The organism is Gordonia sihwensis, from assembly GCF_029632925.1.
In the GTDB taxonomy this organism is placed as follows: domain Bacteria; phylum Actinomycetota; class Actinomycetes; order Mycobacteriales; family Mycobacteriaceae; genus Gordonia; species Gordonia sihwensis.
On sequence record NZ_CP121248.1, the window covers coordinates 3,461,168 to 3,484,958 of the forward strand.

Below are 23,791 nucleotides of genomic sequence, written 5' to 3' on the forward strand. Positions count from 1 at the left end.
CCCCTTCCCCGACCGACCTCTGATATCCGAGGCCCGACCACCATCGATACTGGTCTCCAGAATTGCTCGATTCTGGATCTTCTCTCAAGTCCAGTATGGCTCTGTACTGGAGTCATGGAGAACCTGACTCGCAAGCGCGACCGCCAGAGCACCGACCGCGACAGCCTCGACCGTCTCCTCGACCAGCAGTGGTGGGGAGTGCTGTCCACGGCCTTCGGTGAGGGAGGCACCGCCGCCGTACGCAGCGTGCCCACCCTGCATGTGCGCGACGGCGACCGCATCCTCCTGCACGGATCCACCGGTGCCGGAGTGATGGGATCACGCCGCCCCGCCGATCAGCGCTCGGCCTTCTGCGTCACCGCGATGGACGCCCTCGTCCTCGCGAACTCGACATTCGACTCCACCGTGCATTTCCGCTCGGCGGTGGTCTACGGCCGACTGGAGAACGCACGGGCCGACGATCGCGCCGAACTGCTGACCCGGTTCACCGACCTACTCACACCCGGCCGGAACGACGAGGTACGTCCGATGACGAAACGGGAGATCGCGGCCACCAATGTGACGGTTCTGCGGATCGAGGAGGGTGAGTGGGTCTACAAGGCGAATGCCGGCGAGGGCGTCGTCCGCCCCGACGACGAGGTCACCGCGTGGTGCGGCGTGATTCCGTTCATCAGCGGCTACGGGGTGCCGCGCGCGGCCGAATGGTCCTCCGACCGTCCGCTGCCGGAGTCGGTGCGCCGACTGGTCGGAGTGTAGATCCGTGTCTGAGCCGACCGTCCGCGCAGGACGAGCGCGGTGCGCGGCGACCATAGACGCGCCTCGTCGTCCCCTGCCGCCGCCACCGCCCGCTCCGACGCGAACGGCAGGTGCGGAGCCTCTTTGGCGGCCTCCGACAGTCGTGCGCCCTCGTTCACCGGGTCGCCGATCACCGTGAACTCGAACCGCTGAATCGCGCCGACGTTCCCGGCCACCACGGTCCCGAAGCTCACCCCGATACCTGCCTTCAACTCCGGCACGTTGCGGGCGAGACGATCGGCGATCTCGCGCGACGCGGCCAGCGCCGCGCCCGCGGGATCGTCGATCTCCAGGGGCGCGCCGAAGATCGCCAGGACCGCGTCTCCCTCGAACTTGTTCACCAGGCCCCGGTGCGTCTCCACCGCCTCGACGATCTGTTGAAAGAAGCGGTTCAGCACCGCTACCACCTCGGTCGGCGTGTGCTCGGTGGCCAGTGTCGTCGAGCCGATGACGTCGACGAAGATCACCGCGACGGTCCGCTCGGCGCCGCCGAGCTCCGGATCGCTTCGCAGAGCCTGCGCGGCCACGTCGCGGCCGACGTGACGTCCGAAGATGTCGCGCACTCGCTCCTGCTCGCGCAGTCCCGCGACCATGCTGTTGAACCCGAACTGCAGTTCCCCCAGTTCGGAGGCGTCGTAGACGACGAGGTCGACGGCCGGGCTGACGTCTCCGCCGCGGACTTTGCTCATTCCGGCCTGAACGTTGCGGATCGGTCCGGTCACATCCCAGGAGAACAGGAACATCGCGAGCAGGCCGACTGCGGCAGCCACCGCCACCAGCACCGTCACCGAGACGAACACGCCGACCAACGACGAGCGACCGCTGGTGGCCGCGAACAGCACCACCATGAACACGCCGCTCAGCGGGACGCCGGTGCCGATGAGCCAGGCACTGAGGGCTCGCGACCGGACGGAGCTGCCGCGCACGGAGAAACCCGCCTGCATGAGCTTGGCGTACACCGGCCGCAGCAGCACGTCGACGAAGATGTTGACGATGGCGATCACGACGATGCCACTCATCAGAACGATGAGCACCACTTTCGGGATGAGGATCGGGTCGACCACGCCGTACCAGATACCCAGCATCACCGCGGCCCCCACCCACAGGAGTGCCTGGAGCGCAGTCAGCCGACGACGCGCCCACGCGGTGCGCCGCGCGTCGTCCCGAGTCGGCACTTGGTCGCGCATCGACCACTTGAGTGACCGGACCGTCATCACCGTGCCGACCAGCACGCCCAGCGCCAGCGAACACACGATGTACACCGGCAGGGCCAGGAAGTTGACCCATACGAGATCGCCGCGCAGGAACGAGGGGTCGGGGATACCGACCAGCGCGAGCGAGATCGCCACCACGATCCCGATCAACTGCGCCCCGACGATGGTCGTCGTCAGGAGCAGCTGGATCCGGATGCGCTGCCTGCGCGGCCCCTCATCGACCGCACCGAGCAGCGTCGACCCGTAGTCGCGACTGAGCCCGCGCGGCTCGTTCATCGGGGTCGCCGGTCAGACGAGCTGATGCCGGACGATCGTCTCGTCACGCCCGGGGCCGACGCCGATGCACGAGATGCGCGCACCCGACAACTCCTCGAGCCGGTGGATGTAGTTCTGCGCATTCTGGGGCAGTTCGTCGAAGGTACGGCAGCCGGAGATGTCCTCCCACCAACCGGGCATCGTCTCGTAGATCGGCTTGGCGTGATGGATGCCGGTCTGTGTCATCGGCCAGTCCTCCACCCGCTCGCCGTCGACCTCGTAGGCCACGCAGATCGGGACCTCTTCCAGACTCGACAGCACGTCGAGCTTGGTGAGGAAGTAGTCGGTGATGCCGTTGACGCGGGTCGCATACCGCGCGATGACGGCGTCGAACCAACCGCAGCGACGGGCACGTCCGGTGGTCACGCCGACCTCGCCACCGGTCTTGGCCAGGTACTCGCCCCACTCGTCGAAGAGCTCCGTGGGGAACGGGCCCTCACCGACGCGCGTGGTGTACGCCTTCAGAATGCCCAGGACCGTCGTGATCTTGGTGGGCCCGATGCCCGCGCCCACCGACGCGCCGCCGGCGGTCGGATTGGACGACGTCACGTACGGGTAAGTGCCGTGGTCCACGTCGAGCAGCGTGCCCTGCGAACCTTCGAGCAACACGGTCTCACCGCGTTCGAGCGCCTGGTTCAGCAACAGCTGGGTATCGGCGATCCGGTGCTTGAACCCCTCGGCCAGCTCCAGCGTCTCGTCCACCACCTGCTGCGGGTCGAGACCCTTGCGGTTGTAGATCTTGGTGAGGATCTGATTCTTGATCTCGAGCGCGGCCTCGACCTTCTGCGCGAGGATCTTCTCGTCGAGCACGTCGGCCACGCGGACGCCCACGCGGGCGATCTTGTCCTGATAGCAGGGCCCGATGCCGCGACCGGTGGTACCGATCTTGCTGTTGCCCAGGAAGCGCTCGGTGACCTTGTCGATGGCGACGTGGTACGGCATCAGCAGATGCGCGTCGGCCGACAGCATCAGCGAAGTCGTGTCGACGCCGCGGTCCTCCAGCCCCTTGAGCTCGGTGAGCAGAACGCTCGGGTCGACGACGACGCCGTTGCCGATGACGTTCTTGACACCGGGCGTCAGAATCCCCGACGGAATCAAGTGCAGCGCGAACTGCTCACCGTTCGGCAGGACCACAGTGTGTCCCGCGTTGTTTCCGCCCTGGTAGCGCACCACCCACTGCAGCTTCCCGCCCAGCAGATCCGTCGCTTTACCCTTGCCTTCGTCGCCCCACTGGGCGCCGATCAGCACAATCGCAGCCATATCAGGTGCTCCTCCTAACGTGCCCACCCTACTGGGTCGCGGTCGAAATGTTGGTCCCCGCTGCCGTATAGCCTGGGTAGGTGCCCTCTCTGCTGATCACGGTCAGCCCCGGCGACGAAGTACCGTCCGCCCTGACCCGCCGCCTCGCCGGCCTGCTCGACGACCCGTCGGCCGGCTCCTCCGCCGGCGCCGTCCCCCGGATCGTGGTGGCCCCCACCGACTCCGATGCGATGGCGCCGGACGCGTTCTTGGCGCGGGTCGTCGCCGCCCTGATGAAGCTCGAACGTCTCGACGTCGAGGTGGCCTACGTCGCACCGCACGCCACCGCCGCTACCGGGAACTACGGCCTACCGCACGGCGATGCCGCGATGCGTCTCGCCGAAACCGGTACGGCGCAGCAGCTTCCACTCATCCGAGACGACGCCGCGACAGTCCTCGTCGGACGGGCACGGCATCTGGGGGCAGCGGGCGAGAAACTGCACGGCGAGTGCATCGCCGACTCAGCGACGATCTTCGACGGCACCGTCCGCGCGGTGGAGATCGAGCCACTGACCGTCGAACCCGGAGTCCGCGGCCGCCGCGCCCGGGCGCTGCCCGGCGGATGGAAGAGCGGCCGGGCGGTTCAGACCGGAGGCACCAACCTCGTGGTCGAGCGCGAAGGCGAACTGACCGACCGCGTCGTGAAGCGATCCACCTTCTATCGGCATCACATCGACTGGAGACTGGTGCGACCGTGACCACCCCGACCACCGCGGCCCTCAAGTCCGTTCGACCCGGACCGGTGTTCCTCGGGCTGTGCGCGGCCTTCGCCGTCGGCGTGTACCTGCTGCTGCGGTCCGGCGCGGAACGCAGCGCACTCGGCATGTTCGGCGCCCTGCTCTTCGTGCTGAGCGGATGGGTGATCTCGTTGTCTCTGCACGAGTTCGCGCACGCGTTCACCGCCTTCCGCTACGGCGATCGGTCAGCCGAAGTCCGCGGGTATCTGACTCTCGATCCGCGCAAGTACACCCACGCGGGGCTGTCGATCGCGCTGCCGCTGCTGATCGTCGCGCTCGGCGGCATCGGCTTCCCCGGCGGAGCGGTCTACCTCAACACCGCGGCCTTCACCCCCGCGCAGCGCACCAAGGTGTCGCTGGCCGGCCCGGCGACCAACCTGGTCCTCGGACTGGCGCTGCTGGCGGCACTCGCGTCGACCACTCCCACCACCGCGAACCTGAACCTCTGGGCCGCCACCGCCGCACTGGCATTCCTGCAGTTGTCGGCGACGCTGCTCAACATCCTGCCCGTGCCCGGGTTCGACGGTTACGGCGCGCTCGAACCGCATCTGCCTGCGAACATCCGTCAGGCGGCGGAGAAGATCGCACCCTTCGGCTTCCTGATCCTGTTCCTGCTGCTGTTCATCCCGCAGCTGAACTCCGCGTTCTTCGGCCTCGTCTACCACGCGTTCGAGGCCTTCGGAATCAGCCCGGCGTTCGTCTCGTACGGGATCCGCTTGTTCGCGTTCTGGCTGTAGGCGCTGCTCCGCACTTCGGGTCGAGACGTTCAGTCCGCTCTCACCAGGTGAGACTTTCGCATTGGGAGCGGTCGCCGGGACGTTCCACCTGGACTGTGGCGTGCTCGAGGCCGCGTTCGGCGAAGACCCGCTGCGCGGCGGTCAGCGCGGCACAGTGATCTCCGGTGCTGCTCAGATGCACCGTCGCCACGTCCATGCCTGTCGTCACCGACCACACGTGCAGGTCGTGCACGTCCTGCACCTCGGGCAGGGCGGCGAGGTCGGCACGCAATTCGTCCAGGTCGACGTGGGACGGCGCCTGCTGGTTCAGGATCTTGAGTGCGTCGAGCGCGAGCTTCACCGCGCGCGGCACCACCCACAGGGCGATGAAGACCGCGACGATCAGGTCCGCATATCCCCAGCCGGTGGTTATCGCGACCACACCCGCGATCAGCACCCCGACGCTGCCGACCGCGTCGGCGAGCACTTCCAGGTAGGCCCCGCGAATCGCGAGGGACGTGCCCGAGTCGGCCCGCAACAGGTACATGACGATCACGTTGGCGGCCAGCCCCAGCAGCGCCACCACGATCATTGGCCCGCCGGGCACCTCCGGATTCGTCCCGAGTCGGACGACGGCCTCGTACAGCACGTAGACGCCGACGCCCAGCAGCAGCACGGCGTTGAGGACCGCGGTGAACACCTCCGCGCGGTACCACCCGAAGCTGCGGCCGTCGGTCACCCGGCCGTGGCGGGCGAGCAACAGTGCCACCAGCCCCATCGTCAGTGCCACCAGATCGGTCGCCATATGCCCGGCGTCGGCGACGAGGGCGAGCGAGCCGAACAGCAGGCCGGTGACCAGTTCGACGACGAAGAACGTGCCGATCAGGCCCAGCGACACCGCCAGCGGCCAGATCCGCCGGTGCCCCGCGTCCGGTCGTGCCAGGTCTGCCGCGGTCGGGCCGTGACCGTGGCCGTGTTCGTGATCAGTACCCATGACCTCAATATATGCGAACTTTCGCATATATGACAAGAGTGCTGCGCCTGGTGATCTCGAGTACTCATCTGTTCAGGTGCAACTGCGCGATGGCGGACGAACGCTTGAGTCCGGCGACCATCAACAGATCCACCAGAAGCGAGCGCAACTCCACCAGCAGCGCGGCCTCCGAGAGGTCCTCGACGTGGTCGGCCAGCGACGTGCGCGCTCTGCGCACCACCGAGCGCACCTCGCGCGCGGCGTCTGCCGGATCCGGCGGCTGACCGGGCTCGGCGAGCATCATCGCGCGCAGGGTCTCGAACAGTCCGCCGATGTCCTCGATGATGTCGATCATCGGCTCTTCCACCGCCACCCCGCGCTGCGTCAGCCCCAGCGCCCGCCGCGTGACCACGCGGAAGTTGCGGACCGCGTTGTCGATCGGATCGGCGGTCGCGGCGATCTTGCGCAAGCGGTCGCGCGAAGCCCAGTACAGCGGTGAGAGGGTCCCGACCTCACGCCCGGCCAGAATGTCGGCCCGGAGGCCGTCGACGGCGGGCTGGGTGCCACGGGCCGCCGCAAGGACCCGATAGACCGCGTCCTCGTCCCGCGCGCGGAGCGCCTCGGCGAGGTCGTGGCTCAGATCGCGCAGAGTGTTCAGAATGCCCGCGGCGTCGCGGCGCGCCCGCCGAGCCGGATTCACCGGCACCAGCGCCCCCACGAGCAGGCCGATACAGCCGCCCACCAGCGCGTCGACCGCACGCTGATAGCTCGCCGCACCGCCGGGCGGCAGCAGTGTCGCGATGAGCACCGCCGACGACGCCGCCTGGGTCGGGAGCATCGGGCCGCCGTCGACGAACACCGCGAGGGCCATCGCCGCCGCGACCACAACCGTGATCTGCCACGCACCGGATCCGATCTGGGTCACCACCAGGTCGCCGACGAGGATCCCGATGGAGACCCCGACGATCAGCTCCGCCGAACGACGCCAGCGGCGGGCCAGCGACAGCCCGAGGGACACCACCGCCGCGATCGGCGCGAAGAACGGCCGAGCGTGGTGAAGTAGGTCGAAGGCCACGAACCAGGCCAGCCCCGCGGCGATGGCGCACTGCGCGATCGGCACCAGCGACAGCCACAGTCTGCGCACCCGAACGCGCAGGACCGACGGCAGTCGCTGCACGCCCTGCGACCCCAGGTCGCGGAACGACGCCTTGGACTCCGGTTCTTCAGCGGCCTCGTGCACTCACACCACGACCGTCGGTGTCAGTCCAGCCCCAGTTCGGCGATCGCGCGGGGATCGCTGTCGTTCAACAGGTCGAGGCACCGCAGGTACTCGTCCTCCTCGCCGACGGCTTGCGCGGCACGTGCCAGCGCCCCCACACAGCGCAGGAAGCCGCGGTTCTCCTCATGGCTCCACGGGACGGGACCGAAACCCTTCCAGCCGTTGCGCCGCAGTTGGTCGAGGCCGCGGTGGTAACCGGTGCGAGCGTAGGCGTATGCGGCCACGACCCGTGCGATGTCCGGTTCGGGGCCGTCCAACGCGCCGTCGAGCGCCGCCTCGGCCAGATGGGCCCAGGCGATCGAGGCCGACGGGTGCGCGGCGGCGACGGCCGCAGGATCGGTTCCGTTCAGCAGAGCCGACTCCGCTTCGTCGTCTCCCGGCAGCAGGGTGGGCGGGGGTCCGAGGAGATCTCCAAATGACGTCACGTAATCATTCAATCACCTGAGTGGGACGCTCCGGAGAAGCTCGAGACCGACAGGTCCGATATCCTGACGCTGCGCGTCTAGCAGTACTGTCCCCGACGAACATTGGAAATTGAGCAGATGTCTGATTCGGACAAAGACACTTCGGCTGCCATCGACAAGGTGGTCGGTGCTTTCCGTGCCCAGCGCGAGCAGGGCAAAGCGGATACGAAGGAAACAGACACGAAGGAAACAGACGCACAGATGACTGCAGAGCCGACCCCGGTCAAGAAGCTCGAGGACGCCCCGGCTCCTCAGGGCGGCGGCAATTCCGAGACGCCCACCAAGGCCTTCAAGATTCCGGCCCAGGCCGCCCCGCAGGGAGCGACGCCGCAGGCGGAGGGCGCACTCGTCGAAGAGACCGTTGTCGGAGACGCGCTCTCGGCCGGCGACGCGGCCGCCGGTGACGCGGTGGACGCCGGCACCGACGCGAAGGTCGATCTGGTGAAGGCCGATCTGGTGGAGCAGTCCATCGACCTGCCCGCCGACGATCAGTCCGCGACACCGACGGCCACCGATGACGAGGCCGCAGGCGAGGCCGCAGCCGAGGCCACCGGTGACGAGGCGCCCTCCGACACGGATGCAGCCTCGGCCCCGACCGTCGAGGTCGCCGCCCCGGCCGATCAGCCCGTCGAGGTGCCGGCATCGGAGGCGCCGACCACCGAGATGGCGGTGCCCGCGGCTGTCGCAGCCGGAGCCGCAGCAGCCGGTGCCGCCGCCGCACCTGCGGGTCGGCCCGCACAGGCCAAGCCCGCGCCGCAGGTGGTCGCGCCGGCCGAAACGCAGCGCAAGCGCAGCCGTGGCAAGCTGATCGGCCTCCTCGTCGCCGCGGTCATCGTCATCGCGGCGATCGCGGTCGGCCTCTGGTATGCGCTGGTCGGCAGCTCACCGGAGCACAAGGTGGCCGACGCCGCCAAGGACTACCGGAGCGCGATGACCTCGGGTGACCTCGACAAGCTGCGCGAGGTGACCTGCGGCGCGGATTACGCGTACTACTCCAAGGTCTCCGACGCCGACTTCCAGAAGGCCTTCGAAGCCCAGAAGAACCGCAATGAGCTGATGACCTTCGACGACGTCAAGGCCGTCCAGATCAACGGTGACACCGCACGCGTCGGCGTCGATATGTACCCGAGCAACGATCCTTCGAAGACCGCACCCGCGCAGATCACGCTTCACCAGATCGACGGCGAATGGAAGGTCTGCCTGAAGCCGTAACGCCCGCGGTACCGCACTTCACGAGACGGTCCCCCGGAGCATCGCTCCGAGGGACCGTCTCGTCTCGTATCGGGCGCGTGCGGCCCGGCTGGTCAGCGGCCGATCGACTTGCCGGACGACCCGAGGTCGTTGCACGCCTCGACCACGCGCTCGGCCATCGAGGCCTCCGCCTTCTTCAGGTAGCTGCGCGGGTCGTAGACCTTCTTGTTGCCGACCTCACCGTCCACCTTGAGCACACCGTCGTAGTTGGTCATCATGTGACCGGCCACCGGGCGGGTGAACGCGTACTGGGTGTCGGTGTCGACGTTCATCTTGATGACGCCGTAGCTGACGGCCTCCTCGATCTCGCTCTTGAGCGAGCCGGAGCCGCCGTGGAAGACGAAGTCGAAGGGCTTGGCCGACGCGTCGAGACCGAGCTTGGCGACCGCGGCGTCCTGGCCCTCCTTGAGGACCTCGGGGCGCAGCTTCACATTGCCCGGCTTGTAGACGCCGTGGACGTTGCCGAACGTGGCGGCGAGCAGGTACTTACCGTTCTCGCCGGTACCGAGCGCGTCGACGGTCTTCTCGAAGTCCTCGACCGAGGTGTAGAGCTTGTCGTTGATGGCGTTCTCGACGCCGTCCTCTTCGCCGCCGACGACGCCGATCTCCACCTCGAGGATGATGTTCGCCTCCTTGGTCTTGGCGAGCAGTTCCTTCGCGATCTCGAGGTTCTCGTCGATCGGGATGGCCGAGCCGTCCCACATATGCGACTGGAACAGCGGGTTCTGCCCCTTCGCGACACGCTCGCGGGAGATCTCGATCAGCGGTCGGACGAAGCCGTCGAGCTTGTCCTTGGGGCAGTGGTCGGTGTGCAGCGCGATGGTGACGTCGTACTTCTCGGCGACGACGTGGGCGAACTCGGCGAGGGCGACGGCACCGGTGACCATGTCCTTGACACCCAGACCCGAACCGAACTCAGCACCGCCGGTCGAGAACTGGATGATGCCGTCGCTGCCGGCATCGGCGAATCCCTTGATGGCCGCGTTGACGGTCTCCGACGAGGTGCAGTTGATGGCAGGGAACGCGTAACCGTCCGCCTTGGCCTTGGCCAGCATCTCGGCGTACTTCTCGGGGGTTGCGATAGGCATTCTCACGTCCTAAGAGAGCCAGTGGATGTTTTCCACTCGATTGTTAGCTGTCCGATCCAGTATGACGGTTGCCTCGCCGGGCCGGGCCGGTCCCCTGCCAAGGACATCGTTAAGGGTTCTCGAAGCGACTGCCGGTAGGATCGGGGCCTGTGATCGACACTCTGCTTGCCGAGACCACGACGAACGTGGCACTGATGCCCGGCTTCATGGATCCGTTCAATCTGATCGGGTACTTCGGAGCGGCCGCATTCTGGGGTCTGCTCCTCGTCATCTTCATCGAGTCGGGCGTCCTGTTCCCGGTGCTGCCGGGCGACTCGCTGCTGTTCGTCGCTGGTCTGATCGCCGCGGGCGAGGCGGGCGAGAACGCAGCCAAGGTCGCAGACTCGGGCCTCACCCTGTGGCCTCTGCTGATCGGCGTCCCGATCGCGGGCATCCTGGGTGGCCAGGTGGGTTACTGGATCGGCCGCTACGCGGGGACGTCGATGTTCAAGCCGGATGCGCGCTTCCTCAAGCAGCGCTACCTCGACGAGGCGCACGAGTTCTTCGAGAAGCACGGACCCATCACCATCTTCCTGGCGCGTTTCGTACCCATCGTGCGCACGTTGGCCCCGATCGTCGCCGGCGCCGCGCGGATGAAGTTCGCCGTCTTCACGATCTACAACGTGGTGGGCGCGATCGTCTGGGGCGCGGGCATCGTCCTGCTCGGCTACTGGCTGGGCCAGTTCGAGATCATCCAGAAGCTCATCGAGCCCATCTTCATCGTGATCGTGCTGATCTCGGTGCTGCCGATGGTCTTCGAGTGGCTGCGCCGCCGCCGGATCCAGAAGAGCGAGAGCCCGGTCGAACTCGACTGATCTCGGCCGAGCCGTGAATCCTGTCGAGTTGGTACCCGTGGTGGGTACCAACTCGACAGGATTCGCATTGGAACCGAACGGCACTCCGCCGCGTCTAATCAGATGTGGGGGATACAGGGGACGTCGCGGCCTACTTGGCGGCGCACGACGGCGTCATCACGGCAACGCAGGCGATCGAGCTGGGGCTGACCCGCAGGCAGATCCAGGGCAGGATCGAGCGCGGCGAGTGGTCCGGCCTGGCGCGGGGCGTCTACCGATCGGCGGCGAACGACTTCACTGAGGCCGCGATGGTCCGCGCAGCGGTTCTCGCGCACCGCGGCGTCGCCGACCGGACCACCGCCGCGTGGTGGCACGGCATGGTGGATCAGTTGCCGACGCATCTCACCCTCTCGTGCCGGTCGCAGGCGCCTTCCCTCGAGTGGCCGGTCGGCGTCCGTGCCGTGCGCCGCGTGTACCGTCCCGAATCGCTCACCCGGGTCCGCGGGCTGTCCCTGACACACAAGCCGCTGACCGCACTGATGACCGCTGTCGAACTCGCCGAGGGCACCGCATTCCTCGACCGCATGCTGCAGGCCCGGCAGGTCCGGCTCGCCGACCTGGAGCGCGCGCTCACCGACCACGCCGGTCTGGTCGGGATCCGCGAAGCCCGCGGGCTCGTCCGCATCGCGGGGTCCGACAGCGAGTCCGAGGCCGAGCGACTCTTCGCACGTTTACTCAGGCAGTGGCGACTCGACGGGTGGGTGCAGCAGTTCCCGACCGGCGGGTGGCGACTCGACTTCGCCTGGCCCGACCACCGGCTGGCCGTCGAGATCTCCGGCTGGAGTTTTCAGCGCGATCCGCGGCGCCACGGAAACGACCTCGCCAAGGCGAACCACCTTCAGTCACTCGGGTGGCGCGAACTGCAGTTCAACTGGCACATGATCAACGACCGCCCGTCCGACTGCATCCAGCAGGTGATCGACGCGCTGAACCACCCCGTCTGAAGCGCGGATGAACGGCGAACCGGAAGCCGATCACCACGCCTGATCGAGGTCGGCGTGCTGGGCGATCCACGCGTGCATGACGATGCCCGCGGCGACGCCCGCGTTGATGCTGCGGGTGGACCCGAACTGCGCGACGGAGACCGTGAGATCGGCGCTGTCCTGCGTCTCGTCGCTGACGCCGGGTCCCTCCTGGCCGAACACCAGCACGCACCGCCGCGGGAGTTCGGTGCGTTCCAGCGCCGCCGCGCCGGGTGTGTTGTCGACAGCGACCACCGTCAAATGCTCCGCGCGAGCCCACTCCATGAGGTCGGCGACGGTGGAGTGGTGCCGGAGATGCTGGTAGCGGTCGGTGACCATGGCACCGCGCCGATTCCAGCGGCGGCGCCCGACGATGTGCACCTCGGCCGCGAGGAAGGCGTTCGCGGTCCGCACCACCGTGCCGATGTTGGCGTCGTGCCCCCAGTTCTCAATGGCGATGTGGAACTCGTGGCGACGCGTGTCGAGGTCCGCGACGATCGCCTCGCGGGTCCAATAGCGGTAGGCGTCGACGACGTTGCGCCGATCCCCCTCCGCGAGGAGCGTGCGGTCGTAGCGGGGGTCACCGGGCAGCGGTCCCTCGCATTCCTCGAGCCACGGGCCGACACCGACGGCCGGGCCGACCCCGGTGACCCACTCGGTGGGCCCGACGGCGTCGTCGGGCCGGTCAGGCAAGGCCGAGGTCGGCAAGCCCGAGGAGCGACCGGTACGGCACACCGAGCGCGGTGATGACATCGTCTGCGCCGGTCGCACGATCCACCACGGTCGCGACCCCGACCACCTCGGCACCGGCCTCGCGGGCGGCCTCGACAGCCTGCGACGGCGACGCACCGGTGGTCGACGTGTCTTCGACCACCAGCACGCGACGCCCCGCGATGTCCGGGCCCTCGATCCGTCGCTGCATGCCGTGCGTCTTGGCGGCCTTGCGCACCACGAACGCGTCGACGGCCCGACCGTCGGCGTGCATGATCGACGTCGCGACCGGGTCCGCGCCGAGCGTGAGTCCGCCGACGGAGGCGTAGTCCCAGTCCGCGGTCAGCTCTCGCATCAGCTGACCGATCAGCCGTGAGGCCTCCGAGTGCAGCGTCGCGCGGCGCAGGTCGACGTAGTAGTCGGCTTCCTTGCCCGACGACAGCGTGACCTTGCCGTGCACGACGGCCAGTTCGGTCACCAGTTCGGCGAGGCGGGCGCGCGCGGCGCCGTCGACGGCGGGGGTGGCATCGGATGCCGACATGGGTCACCAGCTCCTAAGAGGGCTTCAAGAGGTCAGGGGTCCGGGCGTGCCGGATCAGCGTTCGCGCGGGTCGTTCAGCCGCGGAAGGTCCGGCGGAGCGAAACGCTCCCGGGACGTGCGGGGATCGGCGACCGGTCGCGGCGCAGGCCGCCGGATCGGCTCGATCCGCGAAGTGCCCGCGGAGTCGGGCGGGCGCGGTGTCGCGTCCAGCCGGGACGGGCGCGGCTCCGGCCGCGGGGCCGGCTGTGATGCCGATGCCTCCATGCGGCGACGACGCTCCTTGTCGCGCAGAGACTCGGTCTTCTCGTCGGCCAGTTCCTCGTTGGTGGGACCGTGCGGATCGCGCGGGTCGGGCGCGTCCTGCGGCACCACGGCGGGCGGCAGTACGCGCAGCAGATCCGCGAAGCGGCGAACGGCGTCGAGTGCGACGTCGAGACGCTCGTCCTCCACTGTCACCGGCATCGCGCCGAGCGCCCAGTTGCCCTCGTTCCACAGGATCTCGACGTAGGCCGGGGTGTCGGTGGCGAGTGTCACCATGCGGCGGTCGCAGATCCGGCGTGCGGCGTCGAGATTGCTCGCGAACATGACGCGCGATCCCATCGCGCCGAGCAGATCCACATCGTCTTCCGCGGGCGCGAGCACATCCTCGTAGCGCAGGTCAACGGTCACCGCCGACGCGGCCGGACGACGCACCGCGACGATGGTCGACGTGTCTTCGAGGTCGAAGACCACGGCTTCGGCACCCTCGTAGACGCCGTAGGCGACATCGCGCACCCGGACGTGCTCCGGCACGTCCATCGCGGCACGATGGAACACGGTGCGAAGCTTGCTGTCGGTCTCGCGGAACTTGAAGGAATGCGTCTCGCCCCACACAGCGCGCTGGTGGTGAACCTGTTGCGACCGGTTCCGGTCCAGCCACAACAGGGCGCCCGCACCCAACAGCGCGAGCACCGCAATCACGAAATACACAATGGCCATCGGGCATAGCCTACTATCGAGGGCTCCCTGTGCGCCCGACGACTCGAAGCTGAAGGAGAAAGGCCGACGATGAGGACTGTCAGTCAAGACGTCGTCGACGCTCTGGCAGCCGCTGTCGACGCCGCCGAGGTCGAGGCGCTGACGTGTGCGCTGATCGCCGAGGCGAGCGTCAACCCAGGTGGCAGCGAGGAGTCGACCGTCGCGGTTCTGGCCGATGCGTGCCGCGAAGCGGGGTTCGACGTCGAGGTCTCCGAAGCCGCGCCCGGCCGGCCGAATCTGATCGCGACGGTCAACGGCGACGCCGCCGGCCCGGGTCTGATGTTCCTGGGGCACTCCGACGTCGTTCCGCCCGGGCCCGGCTGGACGGGCGATCCGTTCGTGCCACGTCGTGACGGCGATCTGATCGTCGGACGCGGCGCCACCGACATGAAGGGCGGCATCGCCGCCGTTGTGGCGGCGATGAAGGTCGTCGCGCGTGCCGTCGACGACGGCGTCGAGGTCTCCGGACCGGTCCGCCTGGTGGTGACCGTCGACGAGGAGGAACACGGGGTCGGGGTGAGGCATCTGGTCGCCGATCCGCCTTCCGGCGAGTACCTCGGATGCATCGTCGCCGAGCCCACCCGGCTCGAGGTGGTTCGCGGTTGCCGCGGCGCGTCGTACTTCGATGTGGTCGTGACCGGCCGCGCCGCACACTCCGGCCGCCCCAGCGACGGCGCCAGCGCGATCCTCGCCGCGGCGAGGGTGATCGAGCTGATCGACGCCGACCAGCGCCGCATGGCAGCGGACCCGGATCCGCTGCTCGGCTACGGAACGTGGAACGTCGGGACCATCGACGGCGGACAGGGCATCTCAGTGGTGGCCCCGAACTGCGCGATGGGCGTCGACCGTCGGCTGATGCCCGGCGAAGACGTCGATGAGATCGGCAGGCGCCTGTCGGAGGAGATCCGCGCCGCGGGCATCGAGTCCGACGGTGTCGCCGTCTCGGTGACTCCGACGATGTATCTGCCCGGCTTCGCCACTCCGGCCGACGATCCGATCGTCGACGCCACCGCGCAGGCCGTCGCCGACTCCGGGGCGCCCACCCGTGTCGGCGGCTGGACCGCCGCGTGCGACGGCGGCTGGATCAGCACCGCCCTCGGCATCCCCACCGTCGTGATGGGGCCCGGCGACATCAACGGGCAGGCGCATCAGCCCGACGAATCAGTGTCGTTGTCCGAACTCGTCACGGCCGCACAGGCGTATGTGCGGGTCACGCTGTCGTTGCTGGCGCGGGGCGGGTGAGGGTTTCGACTCGCTTCGCTCGCTCAACAAGCCTGGAGAACGCTCGCTCAACCAGCCTGGGGCACCCTCGCTCAATAAGCCTCGGGACACCTCGCGCAACCAGCCTGGGAAAGCTCGCCCAACCGGCCTGGAGAAAGCTCGCTCAACCAGCCTGGGGCACGCTCGCACGACAGGCCCTTCGGGGATCTACAGCACGTCGCGGACGCGGATCCCGACCGTCGCCGAAGCGCCCCGGCGCAACGACGATCCCCAGATGGTCAGCCGGCCGATGAGCCCGTACTTGCGGATGATCGCGTCGACGGCTCGCTGGCGGTCGACGATCTCGCCGAGCCCGGCCACCTGAGGTCCGCTGGTGCTGCGCCCGCTCGCGTTGCACGCCTGGACCAGCACGTTGTTGTTGCGGCGCAGCCGCTTCACCTTCCACGAATCGCCGACCGTCCACAGCAGCATGTCGTCACCGTCGGGCGCCGCCCACAGCGGCGATGCCACGGGAGTGCCGTCCTTCTTGTAAGTGGTCAGCATGACGTACTTGGCGGCGGCGACTTGGGCGACGGTGGCGGTCATGGCACGAGGGTACTGCCGATCTCCGGCCGTCACCGGACGAAGCGATACCCCATTCCCGCCTCGGTGATGAGGTGCTGCGGATGCGACGGATCGGCCTCCAGCTTGCGCCGCAGCGCAGCCAGGTAGACGCGGAGATAGTTGGTCTGGTTCACGTATGTGGGCCCCCACACGGTGGTGAGGATCTCCCGCTGGCTCACCAGATTCGGTTCGCTGCGCACGAGCAGTTCGAGCACACCCCATTCGGTGGGTGTGAGCCGCACGGGCTCACCGTCGCGCAGGACCCGCTTGCCCATGAGATCGACTTCCAGCGCGCCGGCGCGCACCACCGGGCTCTCGGCCGGTGTTCCGGCGACGCTGCCCCGCCTGATCGCCGCGCGCAGACGGGCGAGGAACTCCTCCATGCCGAAGGGTTTGGTCACGTAGTCGTCCGCACCCGCGTCCAGAGCCTGCACCTTGTCGGCGGCGTCGGTGCGCGCCGACAGCACGATCACCGGCACCGACGTCCACCCGCGCAGGCCGGCGAGGACGGTGAACCCATCCATGTCGGGCAGCCCGAGGTCGAGGACCACCACGTCGGGTGTCCGCTTGCTCGCCGCCTCCAGCGCCTGTGCGCCGGTAGCCGCCGTGGTCACGTCGAAGCCCCTGGCGCGCAAGTTGATTCGCAAGGCTCGAAGCAACTGCGGCTCGTCGTCCACCACGAGGACGTGCCCGTGTTCGGCCATCACGCGCCTCCCTCCGGGTCGTCGGCCGGGTCGTGCTCCGCGGGTAGTTCCACGACCATCGTCGTCCCGCCGCCGGGAGTCTGCGCCACCGCCAGCGTTCCTCCGACCGCCGACACGAACCCGCTCGCCACCGACAATCCGAGCCCGACACCCGACGTCTGCCGGTTCTGGTCGCCGTACTGGTGGAACGGAGTGAAGACGCGCGACCGCTCCTCCGCCGGGATACCGGGACCGTGATCGATCACCCGGATTCGGCACCGGCGCTCGTCGGAGTCGTCGGCCGGCACCGACTCGGTGCGGATCTCGATCGCGTCGCCGCCGTGGCGCAGCGCGTTGTCGATCAGATTGGCCAGCGCCCGCTCCAGGAGTCCGGCGTCGGTGACCGCCCAGTCGCATCCGATGTCGACCGTGATCTCCGGAGTCCCCGGCGCCCGACGCGACACGGCGGCGCCCGCGCGGTGGATCACCTCCGGCAAGTAGGTGCGGGTGCGCCGGGGACGGACCACTCCCGCGGCCAGCCGCGACGAGTCGAGCAGGTTGCCCACCAGCGAGGCCAGCTGATCGACGGACTCCTCGATCGTCGCGAGCAGTTCGGCGGTGTCCTCCTCGCTGAACACCACCTCCGGGCTGCGCAGACTCGACGCCGCCGCCTTCGCCGCCGCGAGCGGCGTCCGCAGATCGTGGCTCACCGCGGCCAGCAGCGCGCGCCGCAGCTCATCGGTGCGCGCCAACTCGTCAGCCTCCGCGGCCTCGGCCTCGAGCCGGTCCCGCTCGACCGCCGCGGCCACCTGGCTGGCGACGGCCGCGAGTACCCGCTGGTCGGCGGCTCCCACTTCGGGTCCGCGCAGCAGCAGCTGGTACTCGCCGCCGGCGGCCGGACAGACGGTGTCGGCTTCAGCCGCGGTCAGCGGCGGGTTCTCCCCCACCGAATGCGCGACCGTCTCGGTGCGGTCGTCCTTCCGCGCGACCGCGACCGCGGTCTGCTGGTACGTCTCGCGGACCCGCTGCAGCAGCCCGGAGACCCCCGCCCCGTCGAGGACCGCGCTGGAGAAGAGCGCCAGCAGCTCGGCGTCACGACCTGCGCGCTGTGCCTGCCTGCGTCGGACCGTCGCCGAATCCACCAGTGCCGCAATCGCGACCGCGATGATGAGCATCACCGCGAGGGTGATGATGTTGTCCGGTTCGGCGATGGTGAACGTGAAGGTGGGCGCGGCGAAGAAGTAGTTCAGCAGCAGGCCCGACATCACCGCCGACAGCGCCGCGGGCACCACTCCGCCGAGCAGCGCGACCGCGAGGATCACCACGAAGAACAGTGCGCTCTGACTGGTGAAGCCAAGGTATTCGTTCGTCAGCGCGAGCACCCCGGTGAGTGCGAGCGGCGCGAGCACCGCGAGAATCCAGCTGCCGGGCCGGTGGAATCGCGTGTCGCGGATGTCGAGACGATTCCGCACCGCAGCCTTCTCGTGCGTCACCATGTGGACGTCGATGCGGCCGCTGTCACGCACCACGGCCGCGCCGACGCCCTCGTCGAACAGCCGCCGCCACCGCGACCGCCTCGACGTGCCGAGGACCAACTGCGTCGCGTTCATCGCGCGCGCGAACTCCAGGAGCGTCTCCGGGACGTCGTCACCGACCACCGAATACAGGCGCGCGCCGATGCCCGCCGCCACCTGCCGCAGGCCGCCGACGTCGGCGGCTCCCCGATTCGTCAGACCGTCGCCGCGCACCACGTGCACCACCAGCAACTCGGCGCTCGACCGCGACGCGATCCGCCCGGCCCGGCGGATCAGCCCGGCCGATTCCGGTCCGCCGGTGACCGCCACCACCACCCGTTCGCGCGCCTCCCAGGTCTCGGTGATGGCGTTGGCCGCACGGTAGGCGGCGAGCTTGTCGTCGACGCGATCGGCGAGCCACAGCAGAGCCAGCTCGCGAAGCGCCGTCAGATTGCCCTGCCGGAAGAAGTTGGCGAGGGCGCCGTCGATCCGCCCGGCGTCGTACACCTTGCCCTGGGCGAGTCGCTGCCGCAGCGCACGCGGCTCGATGTCGACGAGCTCGATCTGGTCGGCGCCGCGGACCACCGCGTCGGGCACCGTCTCGCGCTGGGTGACGCCGGTGATGCGGGCGACGACGTCGTTGAGGCTTTCGAAATGCTGGATGTTGACGACGGACAGCACGTCTATTCCCGCGTCCCGGAGTTCCTCGATGTCCTGCCACCGCTTCTCGTTGCGCATGCCCGGCGCATTGGAATGCGCGAGTTCGTCGACCAGCACCAGTTCCGGCTCACGCGCGAGCACCGCGTCGAGATCCATTTCGAGGAGCACGGTCCCGCGGTATTCGACGGGCACGCGCTCGATCACTTCCAGCCCGTCCAGCAGTGCCGCCGTCGCCGCTCGCCCGTGGGTTTCGACCACCCCGACCACCACGTCGACGCCCTCGTCGGCGAGTGTGCGAGCCCGCGCCAGCATCTCGTACGTCTTGCCGACGCCCGGGGCACAGCCGAGGAATACCTCGAGTTGGCCCCGTGGTTCCTCAGCTGATGGCATGTCGCCGATGCTATCGGCAGGCGGTGCCATGCGGCTCTGTCCCGGCCCGCGTCTCGCGCGCGCTCTGCAGGTCGCGGTTCACCTGTTGGACGTTGACCCGCTCCTGCCCGAGGAAACCCAGCTGGCGGCCCCGGGTGTGGTCGGCGATGATCTCGCGGACCTCCTGCGGCGCCAGACCCGACGCCCGGGCGATCCGCGGCACCTGCAGAGCGGCGTACTCCACGCTGATGTCGGGGTCGAGTCCCGAGCCCGAGGCGGTGACGGCGTCGGCGGGCACCTGTGCCGGCTTCACGCCCTCGCGCGCGGCGATCGTCGCGCGGCGGGCGTCGATGATCTGGACCAGTTCGGGGCTGTTCGGGCCGAGGTTGCTCGCCCCCGACGCCGCCGGATCGCCCGGCGCCATCGGGTCGTCGACGCCGCCGGCGACCCGGTTGTGCAGGAACGGGTCGGGCTGTCCGGGCGCGGGCCGCTGGTCGACGCCGAGCAGGTCGGAGGCTCGGCAACCGTGCACGTCGGACTGGAACGACCCTTCGGCAGCAGTCGTGTGGAACCGCGAGATGCCCCAGACCGCAACGGGATACAGGCCGCCCACGACGACGGTCAACGCGACCAGAGCGAGCAGTGCCACACCGCTCTGCCGGATCAGGCCGAGCAAGACGTTCTTCATGTCCTCATCCCATCCCCGGCAGCAGCCGGACGAGCAGATCGATCAGCCAGATGCCGATGAACGGCGTCACCACGCCGCCGAGCCCGTAGAGCAGCAGGTTGCGGCGCAGCAGATTGGCCGCGCTCGTCGCCCGATAGCGCACGCCCTTCAGCGACAACGGAATCAGCGCGACGATGATCAGCGCATTGAAGACGACCGCGGAGACGATCGCCGACTGCGCCGAATGCAACCGCATGATGTTGAGCGCGTCGAGCTGCGGGTACACCGTGCTGAACAATGCGGGCAGGATCGCGAAGTACTTCGCGAGATCGTTGGCCAGCGAGAACGTGGTCAGGGCGCCGCGGGTGATCAGCAGTTGTTTTCCGATCGCCACCACCTCGATCAGCTTGGTGGGATCGGAGTCGAGGTCGACCATGTTGCCGGCCTCCTTGGCCGCCATGGTTCCGGTGTTCATCGCCAGCCCCACGTCGGCCTGAGCCAGCGCGGGAGCGTCGTTGGTGCCGTCACCCGTCATCGCGACCAGTCGGCCTCCCGACTGCTCCTTTCTGATCAGGTCGAGCTTGTCCTCGGGAGTGGCCTGGGCGATGAAGTCGTCGACGCCGGCCTGGTCGGCGATGGCCTTGGCGGTTAGCGGGTTGTCGCCGGTCACCATCACGGTGCGAATACCCATGGCGCGCAACTGCGAGAAGCGCTCGGTCATCCCCGGCTTCACCACGTCCGACAGTTCGATGACACCGAGCACATGCGACCGCAGCCCTCGCCGGATGCCGACCACCAGCGGCGTTCCGCCGCGGGTGGCGATGGTGTCGACGTCGGCGCGCACCTGCGCCGGGAGCTCGCCGACCCACTTCTCCACCGCGTCTGCGGCACCCTTGCGGTATTCGCTGAGCCGCCCGTTCTCGTCCACGTCGACGCCGCTCATCCGCGTCTGAGCCGTGAACGGCACCACGGTGATACCCGGATCGGCGCCCGATCTCGCCGCGGCAAGCGACACCTCGTCGAGCGGGGTCACCTCGTAGCGTTCGATCGCCAAGTCGATGATGCTGCGGCCCTCCGGGGTGTCGTCGGCCAGGCTGCACCGGTACGCGACGCCCGCCAGCTCCACGAGTTCCACTCCGTCTGCCGGATGGAACTCTGTGGCCCGGCGATTGCCGTAGGTGATGGTGCCGGTCTTGTCCATCAGCAGGGTGTCGATGTCGCCCGCCGCCTCCACGGCGCGCCCCGACATGGCCAAGACATTGCGCTGCACCAGCCGGTCCATGCCTGCGATGCCGATGGACGAGAGCAACGCCCCGATCGTCGTCGGAATCAGGCACACCAGGAGTGCGATCAGCTTCACCGGGTCGGCGGCTTGTCCCGCATAGCTCTGCATCGGACCGATCGCGACCACCGCGAGCAGGAAGATGATGGTCAGCGCCGTCAGCAGGATGTCGAGCGCGATCTCGTTGGGAGTCTTCTTGCGCGACGCACCTTCGACGAGCGCGATCATTCTGTCGACGAAGGTGCTGCCCGGCTCGGCCGTGATCTGCACGACGATGCGGTCCGACAGCACGACGGTGCCCCCGGTGACCGCCGACCGGTCGCCGCCGGACTCCCGCACCACCGGCGCGGACTCCCCGGTGATGGCCGACTCGTCGACCGTCGCGATGCCCTCCACCACGTCGCCGTCCCCGGCGATGGTCTCGCCCGCCTCGACCACGATCCGCATTCCCGGCTTCAGCTCCGCCCCGGGGATCCGGCTGATGGCGCCGTCGTCGCCGAGAACCCGGGCAACGGTGTCGCGCTTCACCTTCCGCAGGCTGTCGGCCTGCGCTCGGCCGCGCCCCTCGGCGACTGCCTCGGCCAGACCCGCGAAGATCACCGTGAACCACAGCCACACCACCACCGTCCACGCGAACACCGATGGGTAGACGATGGCCAGCACGGTGGTGATCGCCGCACCGAGGTACACCACGAACATCACCGGGTTGCGAGCCTGATCGCGCGGATTGAGCTTGCGCAGCGCCTGGGGCAGCGACGACACGAGCTGCCTCACGTCGAATGCACCGCTCCCCGCCATGCTCGTGTCGTTCGCACTCTCGTCGCTCGTCTGCGTCGCAGTCATCACAGTGCCTCCGCGATCGGTCCCAGCGCCATCGCCGGGAAGAAGGTCAGTCCGGCGACCAGCAGCGTGGTGCCGAGAAGAAGTGAGCCGTAAAGGATTCCGCTGGTGGGCAGCAGCGAGACCGATGTCTCGTTCTGTTTGGGCTTCTGCCTGGCCAGCAGTCCGGCCAATGCGAGCACCAGGACGATCGGCACCAGCCGGCCGAACAGCATGGCCAGCCCCAACGAGATCTGGAACCAGTCGTTGGTGGCGGCGAGTCCGCCGAACGCGCTGCCGTTGTTGTTCGCCGCCGACGCGTATGCGTACATGATCTCGCTGAACCCGTGGATCGCACTGTCACTGCCGCGGGCACCGTCGTTGCCGAGAGCCTCCGGTGTGGATCCGAGAAGAACAGTCACCGCGGACCCCGCGAGCACCAGCGCCGGCATCACCAGTACGTAGAGCGCGGCGACGGTGATCTCCTTCTGACCGATCCGCTTGCCCGCGAACTCCGGCGACCGACCCACCAGCAGGCCGCCGACGAAGACCGTGATGATCGCGAGCACCAGGAGTCCGTAGAGGCCCGAGCCGACGCCTCCGGGGGCGACCTCGCCCAACAGCATGTTCCAGAGCAGCCCTCCGCCCGATGCTGCGGCGAAGCTGTCGTGAGCGGCGTTCACCGCACCCGTCGACGTGCCCGTGGTCGACACCGCGAAGAGAGCGGAGCCCGGAATCCCGAACCGATACTCCTTGCCCTCCAGCATGGCGCCCGCGGCCTGCGACGCGATCCCGTCGGTCCGCGACTCGAAGGTCCAGACCAGCGCCAGCATCGCGCCCCAGATGACGGCCATCACGCCCAGCAGCGTGAGCCCCTGTCGGCGATCGCGCACCAGCGTGCCGTAAGTGCGGGTGAGACAGACCGGAATGATCAGGATCGCCAGCACCTGGACCACGTTGGTCAGTGGCGTCGGGTTGGAGAAGGGGTGCGCCGAGTTGGCCCCGTACGTTCCACCGCCGTTGGTGCCGAGAAGCTTGATCGCCTCTTGGGACGCGAAGGGACCCAATGGGACCCGTCCCGCGGTCCCGTCCACAGTGGTGAATTCCGCTGCCGTGTGCCACGACTGGACCGCCCCTTGGAAGACCAGGATCGTCGCCACGACCAGCGCCAGCGGCAGCAGAATCCGGACGGTGCCCCGCACGAGATCGACCCAGAAGTTGCCGAGCACTCCGTTGCCCCGGCGGCTGACGATGCCCCGGATCAGCGCGATCGCCACGGCCATGCCGACCGCCGCAGACAGGAAGTTCGCAACCGCCAGGCCGAGCATCTGCGACAGGTTGCTGATGACGGTCTCGGGCTCGTACGACTGCCAGTTGGTGTTGGCGACGAACGAGATCGCGGTGTTGAAGGCGACCGCCGGAGACATGCCGGGCTTTCCGTCCGACCACGGGAGATGCCCCTGCAGACGCTGCAGCGCGTACAGCACCAGAATCGAGACACCGGAGAATCCGAGGACCGACAGCGCGTAGCCGCGCCAGGTCTGATTCGCCCGCGGATCGACGCCGATCACCCGGTAGAGCAGACGCTCCGGCGGAGAGTCCTTCACGGACTCGTACACCCGCGCCATGTAGTCGCCCAGCGGCACATACACCACCGCGAGCACGACGAGAACAGCTGCCAGCTGCAGAATGCCGGCCGAAAGATCAGTCAATGCCCC

22 protein-coding genes are annotated in these 23,791 nt (G+C 68.5%); 7 read left to right on the plus strand and 15 right to left on the minus strand.

Annotated features, from left to right (window positions below):
• The first annotated feature begins 114 nt into the window (after window positions 1-114).
• Window positions 115-756, plus strand: a complete 642-nt coding sequence (locus P5P27_RS16570; RefSeq protein ID WP_278125084.1) for a pyridoxamine 5'-phosphate oxidase family protein — start codon at window positions 115-117, stop codon at window positions 754-756.
• On the opposite strand, the gene P5P27_RS16575 is transcribed toward P5P27_RS16570, so the two are convergent.
• Window positions 678-2,285 carry an adenylate/guanylate cyclase domain-containing protein gene (locus tag P5P27_RS16575; RefSeq protein ID WP_278125085.1) on the minus strand — a complete coding sequence of 536 codons (1,608 nt, stop codon included), beginning with the start codon at window positions 2,283-2,285 and terminating at the stop codon, window positions 678-680. The two genes, P5P27_RS16570 and P5P27_RS16575, sit on opposite strands and share 79 nt — an antisense overlap.
• A gap of 12 nt (window positions 2,286-2,297) precedes the next feature.
• Entirely contained in the window at window positions 2,298-3,584 is a 1,287-nt protein-coding gene (locus P5P27_RS16580) for an adenylosuccinate synthase (protein ID WP_006896143.1), read from the minus strand.
• Between the two features lie 80 nt (window positions 3,585-3,664).
• Here P5P27_RS16580 and P5P27_RS16585 point away from each other — a divergent pair, with 80 nt between their 5' ends.
• Together P5P27_RS16585 and P5P27_RS16590 are read left to right on the plus strand one after the other, a co-directional pair.
• A complete protein-coding gene (locus P5P27_RS16585; RefSeq protein WP_278125088.1) occupies window positions 3,665-4,321 on the plus strand; it encodes a hypothetical protein in 657 nt (218 codons plus the stop codon).
• Window positions 4,318-5,097 carry a site-2 protease family protein gene (locus P5P27_RS16590; protein ID WP_045538256.1) on the plus strand — a complete coding sequence of 260 codons (780 nt, stop codon included), beginning with the start codon at window positions 4,318-4,320 and terminating at the stop codon, window positions 5,095-5,097. Before P5P27_RS16585 ends, P5P27_RS16590 begins: the two co-directional genes overlap by 4 nt.
• 40 nt (window positions 5,098-5,137) lie before the next feature.
• Here the strand turns inward: P5P27_RS16590 and P5P27_RS16595 are convergent, their stop codons facing one another.
• The 3 genes from P5P27_RS16595 to P5P27_RS16605 all read right to left on the minus strand — a co-directional run bounded on the left by P5P27_RS16595 (window position 5,138) and on the right by P5P27_RS16605 (window position 7,753).
• Window positions 5,138-6,070, minus strand: coding sequence for a cation diffusion facilitator family transporter (locus P5P27_RS16595; RefSeq protein WP_278125089.1), 933 nt, complete (start codon window positions 6,068-6,070; stop codon window positions 5,138-5,140).
• Between the two features lie 64 nt (window positions 6,071-6,134).
• The gene (locus P5P27_RS16600; RefSeq protein WP_411815640.1) at window positions 6,135-7,289 is read right to left on the minus strand and encodes an FUSC family protein; all 1,155 of its coding nucleotides are present in this window, start codon (window positions 7,287-7,289) and stop codon (window positions 6,135-6,137) included.
• A gap of 20 nt (window positions 7,290-7,309) precedes the next feature.
• Entirely contained in the window at window positions 7,310-7,753 is a 444-nt protein-coding gene (locus tag P5P27_RS16605) for a DUF3151 domain-containing protein (protein WP_006896138.1), read from the minus strand.
• Window positions 7,754-7,993: 240 nt separating this feature from the next.
• Between P5P27_RS16605 and P5P27_RS16610 the strand changes: the two genes are divergently transcribed.
• Window positions 7,994-9,004, plus strand: a complete 1,011-nt coding sequence (locus tag P5P27_RS16610) for an Rv0361 family membrane protein (RefSeq protein ID WP_278125092.1) — start codon at window positions 7,994-7,996, stop codon at window positions 9,002-9,004.
• A 92-nt stretch (window positions 9,005-9,096) separates the two neighbouring features.
• Here the strand turns inward: P5P27_RS16610 and fbaA are convergent, their stop codons facing one another.
• Window positions 9,097-10,131 (minus strand): class II fructose-bisphosphate aldolase, encoded by a 1,035-nt coding sequence (fbaA, locus tag P5P27_RS16615; protein ID WP_006896136.1) that lies wholly within the window; start codon window positions 10,129-10,131, stop codon window positions 9,097-9,099.
• A 149-nt stretch (window positions 10,132-10,280) separates the two neighbouring features.
• Here fbaA and P5P27_RS16620 point away from each other — a divergent pair, with 149 nt between their 5' ends.
• Both P5P27_RS16620 and P5P27_RS16625 read left to right on the plus strand, forming a co-directional pair.
• Entirely contained in the window at window positions 10,281-10,985 is a 705-nt protein-coding gene (locus P5P27_RS16620) for a DedA family protein (RefSeq protein ID WP_006896135.1), read from the plus strand.
• Window positions 10,986-11,089: 104 nt separating this feature from the next.
• Complete coding sequence (locus P5P27_RS16625) at window positions 11,090-11,968, plus strand: type IV toxin-antitoxin system AbiEi family antitoxin domain-containing protein (RefSeq protein WP_278125093.1); 879 nt, start codon at window positions 11,090-11,092, stop codon at window positions 11,966-11,968.
• Window positions 11,969-11,998: 30 nt separating this feature from the next.
• Here P5P27_RS16625 and P5P27_RS16630 read toward each other — a convergent pair whose 3' ends face one another.
• Genes P5P27_RS16630 through P5P27_RS16640 form a run of 3 tightly spaced genes read right to left on the minus strand, consistent with a single transcriptional unit; the run spans window position 11,999 to window position 14,216 of the window.
• Window positions 11,999-12,679 carry a TrmH family RNA methyltransferase gene (locus P5P27_RS16630; RefSeq protein ID WP_222111068.1) on the minus strand — a complete coding sequence of 227 codons (681 nt, stop codon included), beginning with the start codon at window positions 12,677-12,679 and terminating at the stop codon, window positions 11,999-12,001.
• Window positions 12,672-13,238, minus strand: coding sequence for an orotate phosphoribosyltransferase (gene pyrE, locus P5P27_RS16635; protein WP_006896132.1), 567 nt, complete (start codon window positions 13,236-13,238; stop codon window positions 12,672-12,674). The genes P5P27_RS16630 and pyrE overlap by 8 nt, the downstream gene beginning before the upstream one ends.
• A gap of 54 nt (window positions 13,239-13,292) precedes the next feature.
• Window positions 13,293-14,216 (minus strand): hypothetical protein, encoded by a 924-nt coding sequence (locus P5P27_RS16640; RefSeq protein WP_278125094.1) that lies wholly within the window; start codon window positions 14,214-14,216, stop codon window positions 13,293-13,295.
• A gap of 69 nt (window positions 14,217-14,285) precedes the next feature.
• Here P5P27_RS16640 and P5P27_RS16645 point away from each other — a divergent pair, with 69 nt between their 5' ends.
• Entirely contained in the window at window positions 14,286-15,497 is a 1,212-nt protein-coding gene (locus P5P27_RS16645; RefSeq protein WP_278125096.1) for a M20 family metallopeptidase, read from the plus strand.
• A 186-nt stretch (window positions 15,498-15,683) separates the two neighbouring features.
• Here the strand turns inward: P5P27_RS16645 and P5P27_RS16650 are convergent, their stop codons facing one another.
• The 6 genes from P5P27_RS16650 to kdpA are packed head-to-tail and all read right to left on the minus strand — an operon-like array spanning window position 15,684 to window position 23,785.
• Window positions 15,684-16,061, minus strand: coding sequence for a PPOX class F420-dependent oxidoreductase (locus tag P5P27_RS16650; protein WP_006896127.1), 378 nt, complete (start codon window positions 16,059-16,061; stop codon window positions 15,684-15,686).
• A gap of 29 nt (window positions 16,062-16,090) precedes the next feature.
• Window positions 16,091-16,783, minus strand: a complete 693-nt coding sequence (locus tag P5P27_RS16655) for a response regulator (protein WP_278125099.1) — start codon at window positions 16,781-16,783, stop codon at window positions 16,091-16,093.
• The gene (locus P5P27_RS16660) at window positions 16,783-19,326 is read right to left on the minus strand and encodes a sensor histidine kinase (RefSeq protein ID WP_278125100.1); all 2,544 of its coding nucleotides are present in this window, start codon (window positions 19,324-19,326) and stop codon (window positions 16,783-16,785) included. The genes P5P27_RS16655 and P5P27_RS16660 overlap by 1 nt, the downstream gene beginning before the upstream one ends.
• Before the next feature lie 10 nt (window positions 19,327-19,336).
• On the minus strand, window positions 19,337-19,993 hold the full coding sequence (locus P5P27_RS16665) for a potassium-transporting ATPase subunit C (RefSeq protein ID WP_278125101.1): 657 nt from the start codon (window positions 19,991-19,993) through the stop codon (window positions 19,337-19,339).
• 4 nt (window positions 19,994-19,997) lie between these two features.
• Window positions 19,998-22,097, minus strand: a complete 2,100-nt coding sequence (gene kdpB, locus P5P27_RS16670; RefSeq protein WP_278125102.1) for a potassium-transporting ATPase subunit KdpB — start codon at window positions 22,095-22,097, stop codon at window positions 19,998-20,000.
• On the minus strand, window positions 22,097-23,785 hold the full coding sequence (gene kdpA / locus P5P27_RS16675) for a potassium-transporting ATPase subunit KdpA (RefSeq protein WP_278125103.1): 1,689 nt from the start codon (window positions 23,783-23,785) through the stop codon (window positions 22,097-22,099). Before kdpA ends, kdpB begins: the two co-directional genes overlap by 1 nt.
• Between the last annotated feature and the right edge of the window lie 6 nt (window positions 23,786-23,791).

Coding starts and splice junctions, on each gene's coding strand:
- P5P27_RS16595 (WP_278125089.1), bottom strand. CDS start 6,070: ATGGGTACTGATCACGAACACGGCCACGGTCACGGCCCGACCGCGGCA.
- P5P27_RS16660 (WP_278125100.1), bottom strand. CDS start 19,326: ATGCCATCAGCTGAGGAACCACGGGGCCAACTCGAGGTATTCCTCGGC.
- P5P27_RS16580 (WP_006896143.1), bottom strand. CDS start 3,584: ATGGCTGCGATTGTGCTGATCGGCGCCCAGTGGGGCGACGAAGGCAAG.
- fbaA (WP_006896136.1), bottom strand. CDS start 10,131: ATGCCTATCGCAACCCCCGAGAAGTACGCCGAGATGCTGGCCAAGGCC.
- P5P27_RS16645 (WP_278125096.1), top strand. CDS start 14,286: ATGAGGACTGTCAGTCAAGACGTCGTCGACGCTCTGGCAGCCGCTGTC.
- pyrE (WP_006896132.1), bottom strand. CDS start 13,238: ATGTCGGCATCCGATGCCACCCCCGCCGTCGACGGCGCCGCGCGCGCC.
- P5P27_RS16575 (WP_278125085.1), bottom strand. CDS start 2,285: ATGAACGAGCCGCGCGGGCTCAGTCGCGACTACGGGTCGACGCTGCTC.
- P5P27_RS16655 (WP_278125099.1), bottom strand. CDS start 16,783: ATGGCCGAACACGGGCACGTCCTCGTGGTGGACGACGAGCCGCAGTTG.
- P5P27_RS16610 (WP_278125092.1), top strand. CDS start 7,994: ATGACTGCAGAGCCGACCCCGGTCAAGAAGCTCGAGGACGCCCCGGCT.
- P5P27_RS16650 (WP_006896127.1), bottom strand. CDS start 16,061: ATGACCGCCACCGTCGCCCAAGTCGCCGCCGCCAAGTACGTCATGCTG.
- P5P27_RS16570 (WP_278125084.1), top strand. CDS start 115: ATGGAGAACCTGACTCGCAAGCGCGACCGCCAGAGCACCGACCGCGAC.
- P5P27_RS16640 (WP_278125094.1), bottom strand. CDS start 14,216: ATGGCCATTGTGTATTTCGTGATTGCGGTGCTCGCGCTGTTGGGTGCG.
- kdpB (WP_278125102.1), bottom strand. CDS start 22,097: ATGACTGCGACGCAGACGAGCGACGAGAGTGCGAACGACACGAGCATG.
- P5P27_RS16665 (WP_278125101.1), bottom strand. CDS start 19,993: ATGAAGAACGTCTTGCTCGGCCTGATCCGGCAGAGCGGTGTGGCACTG.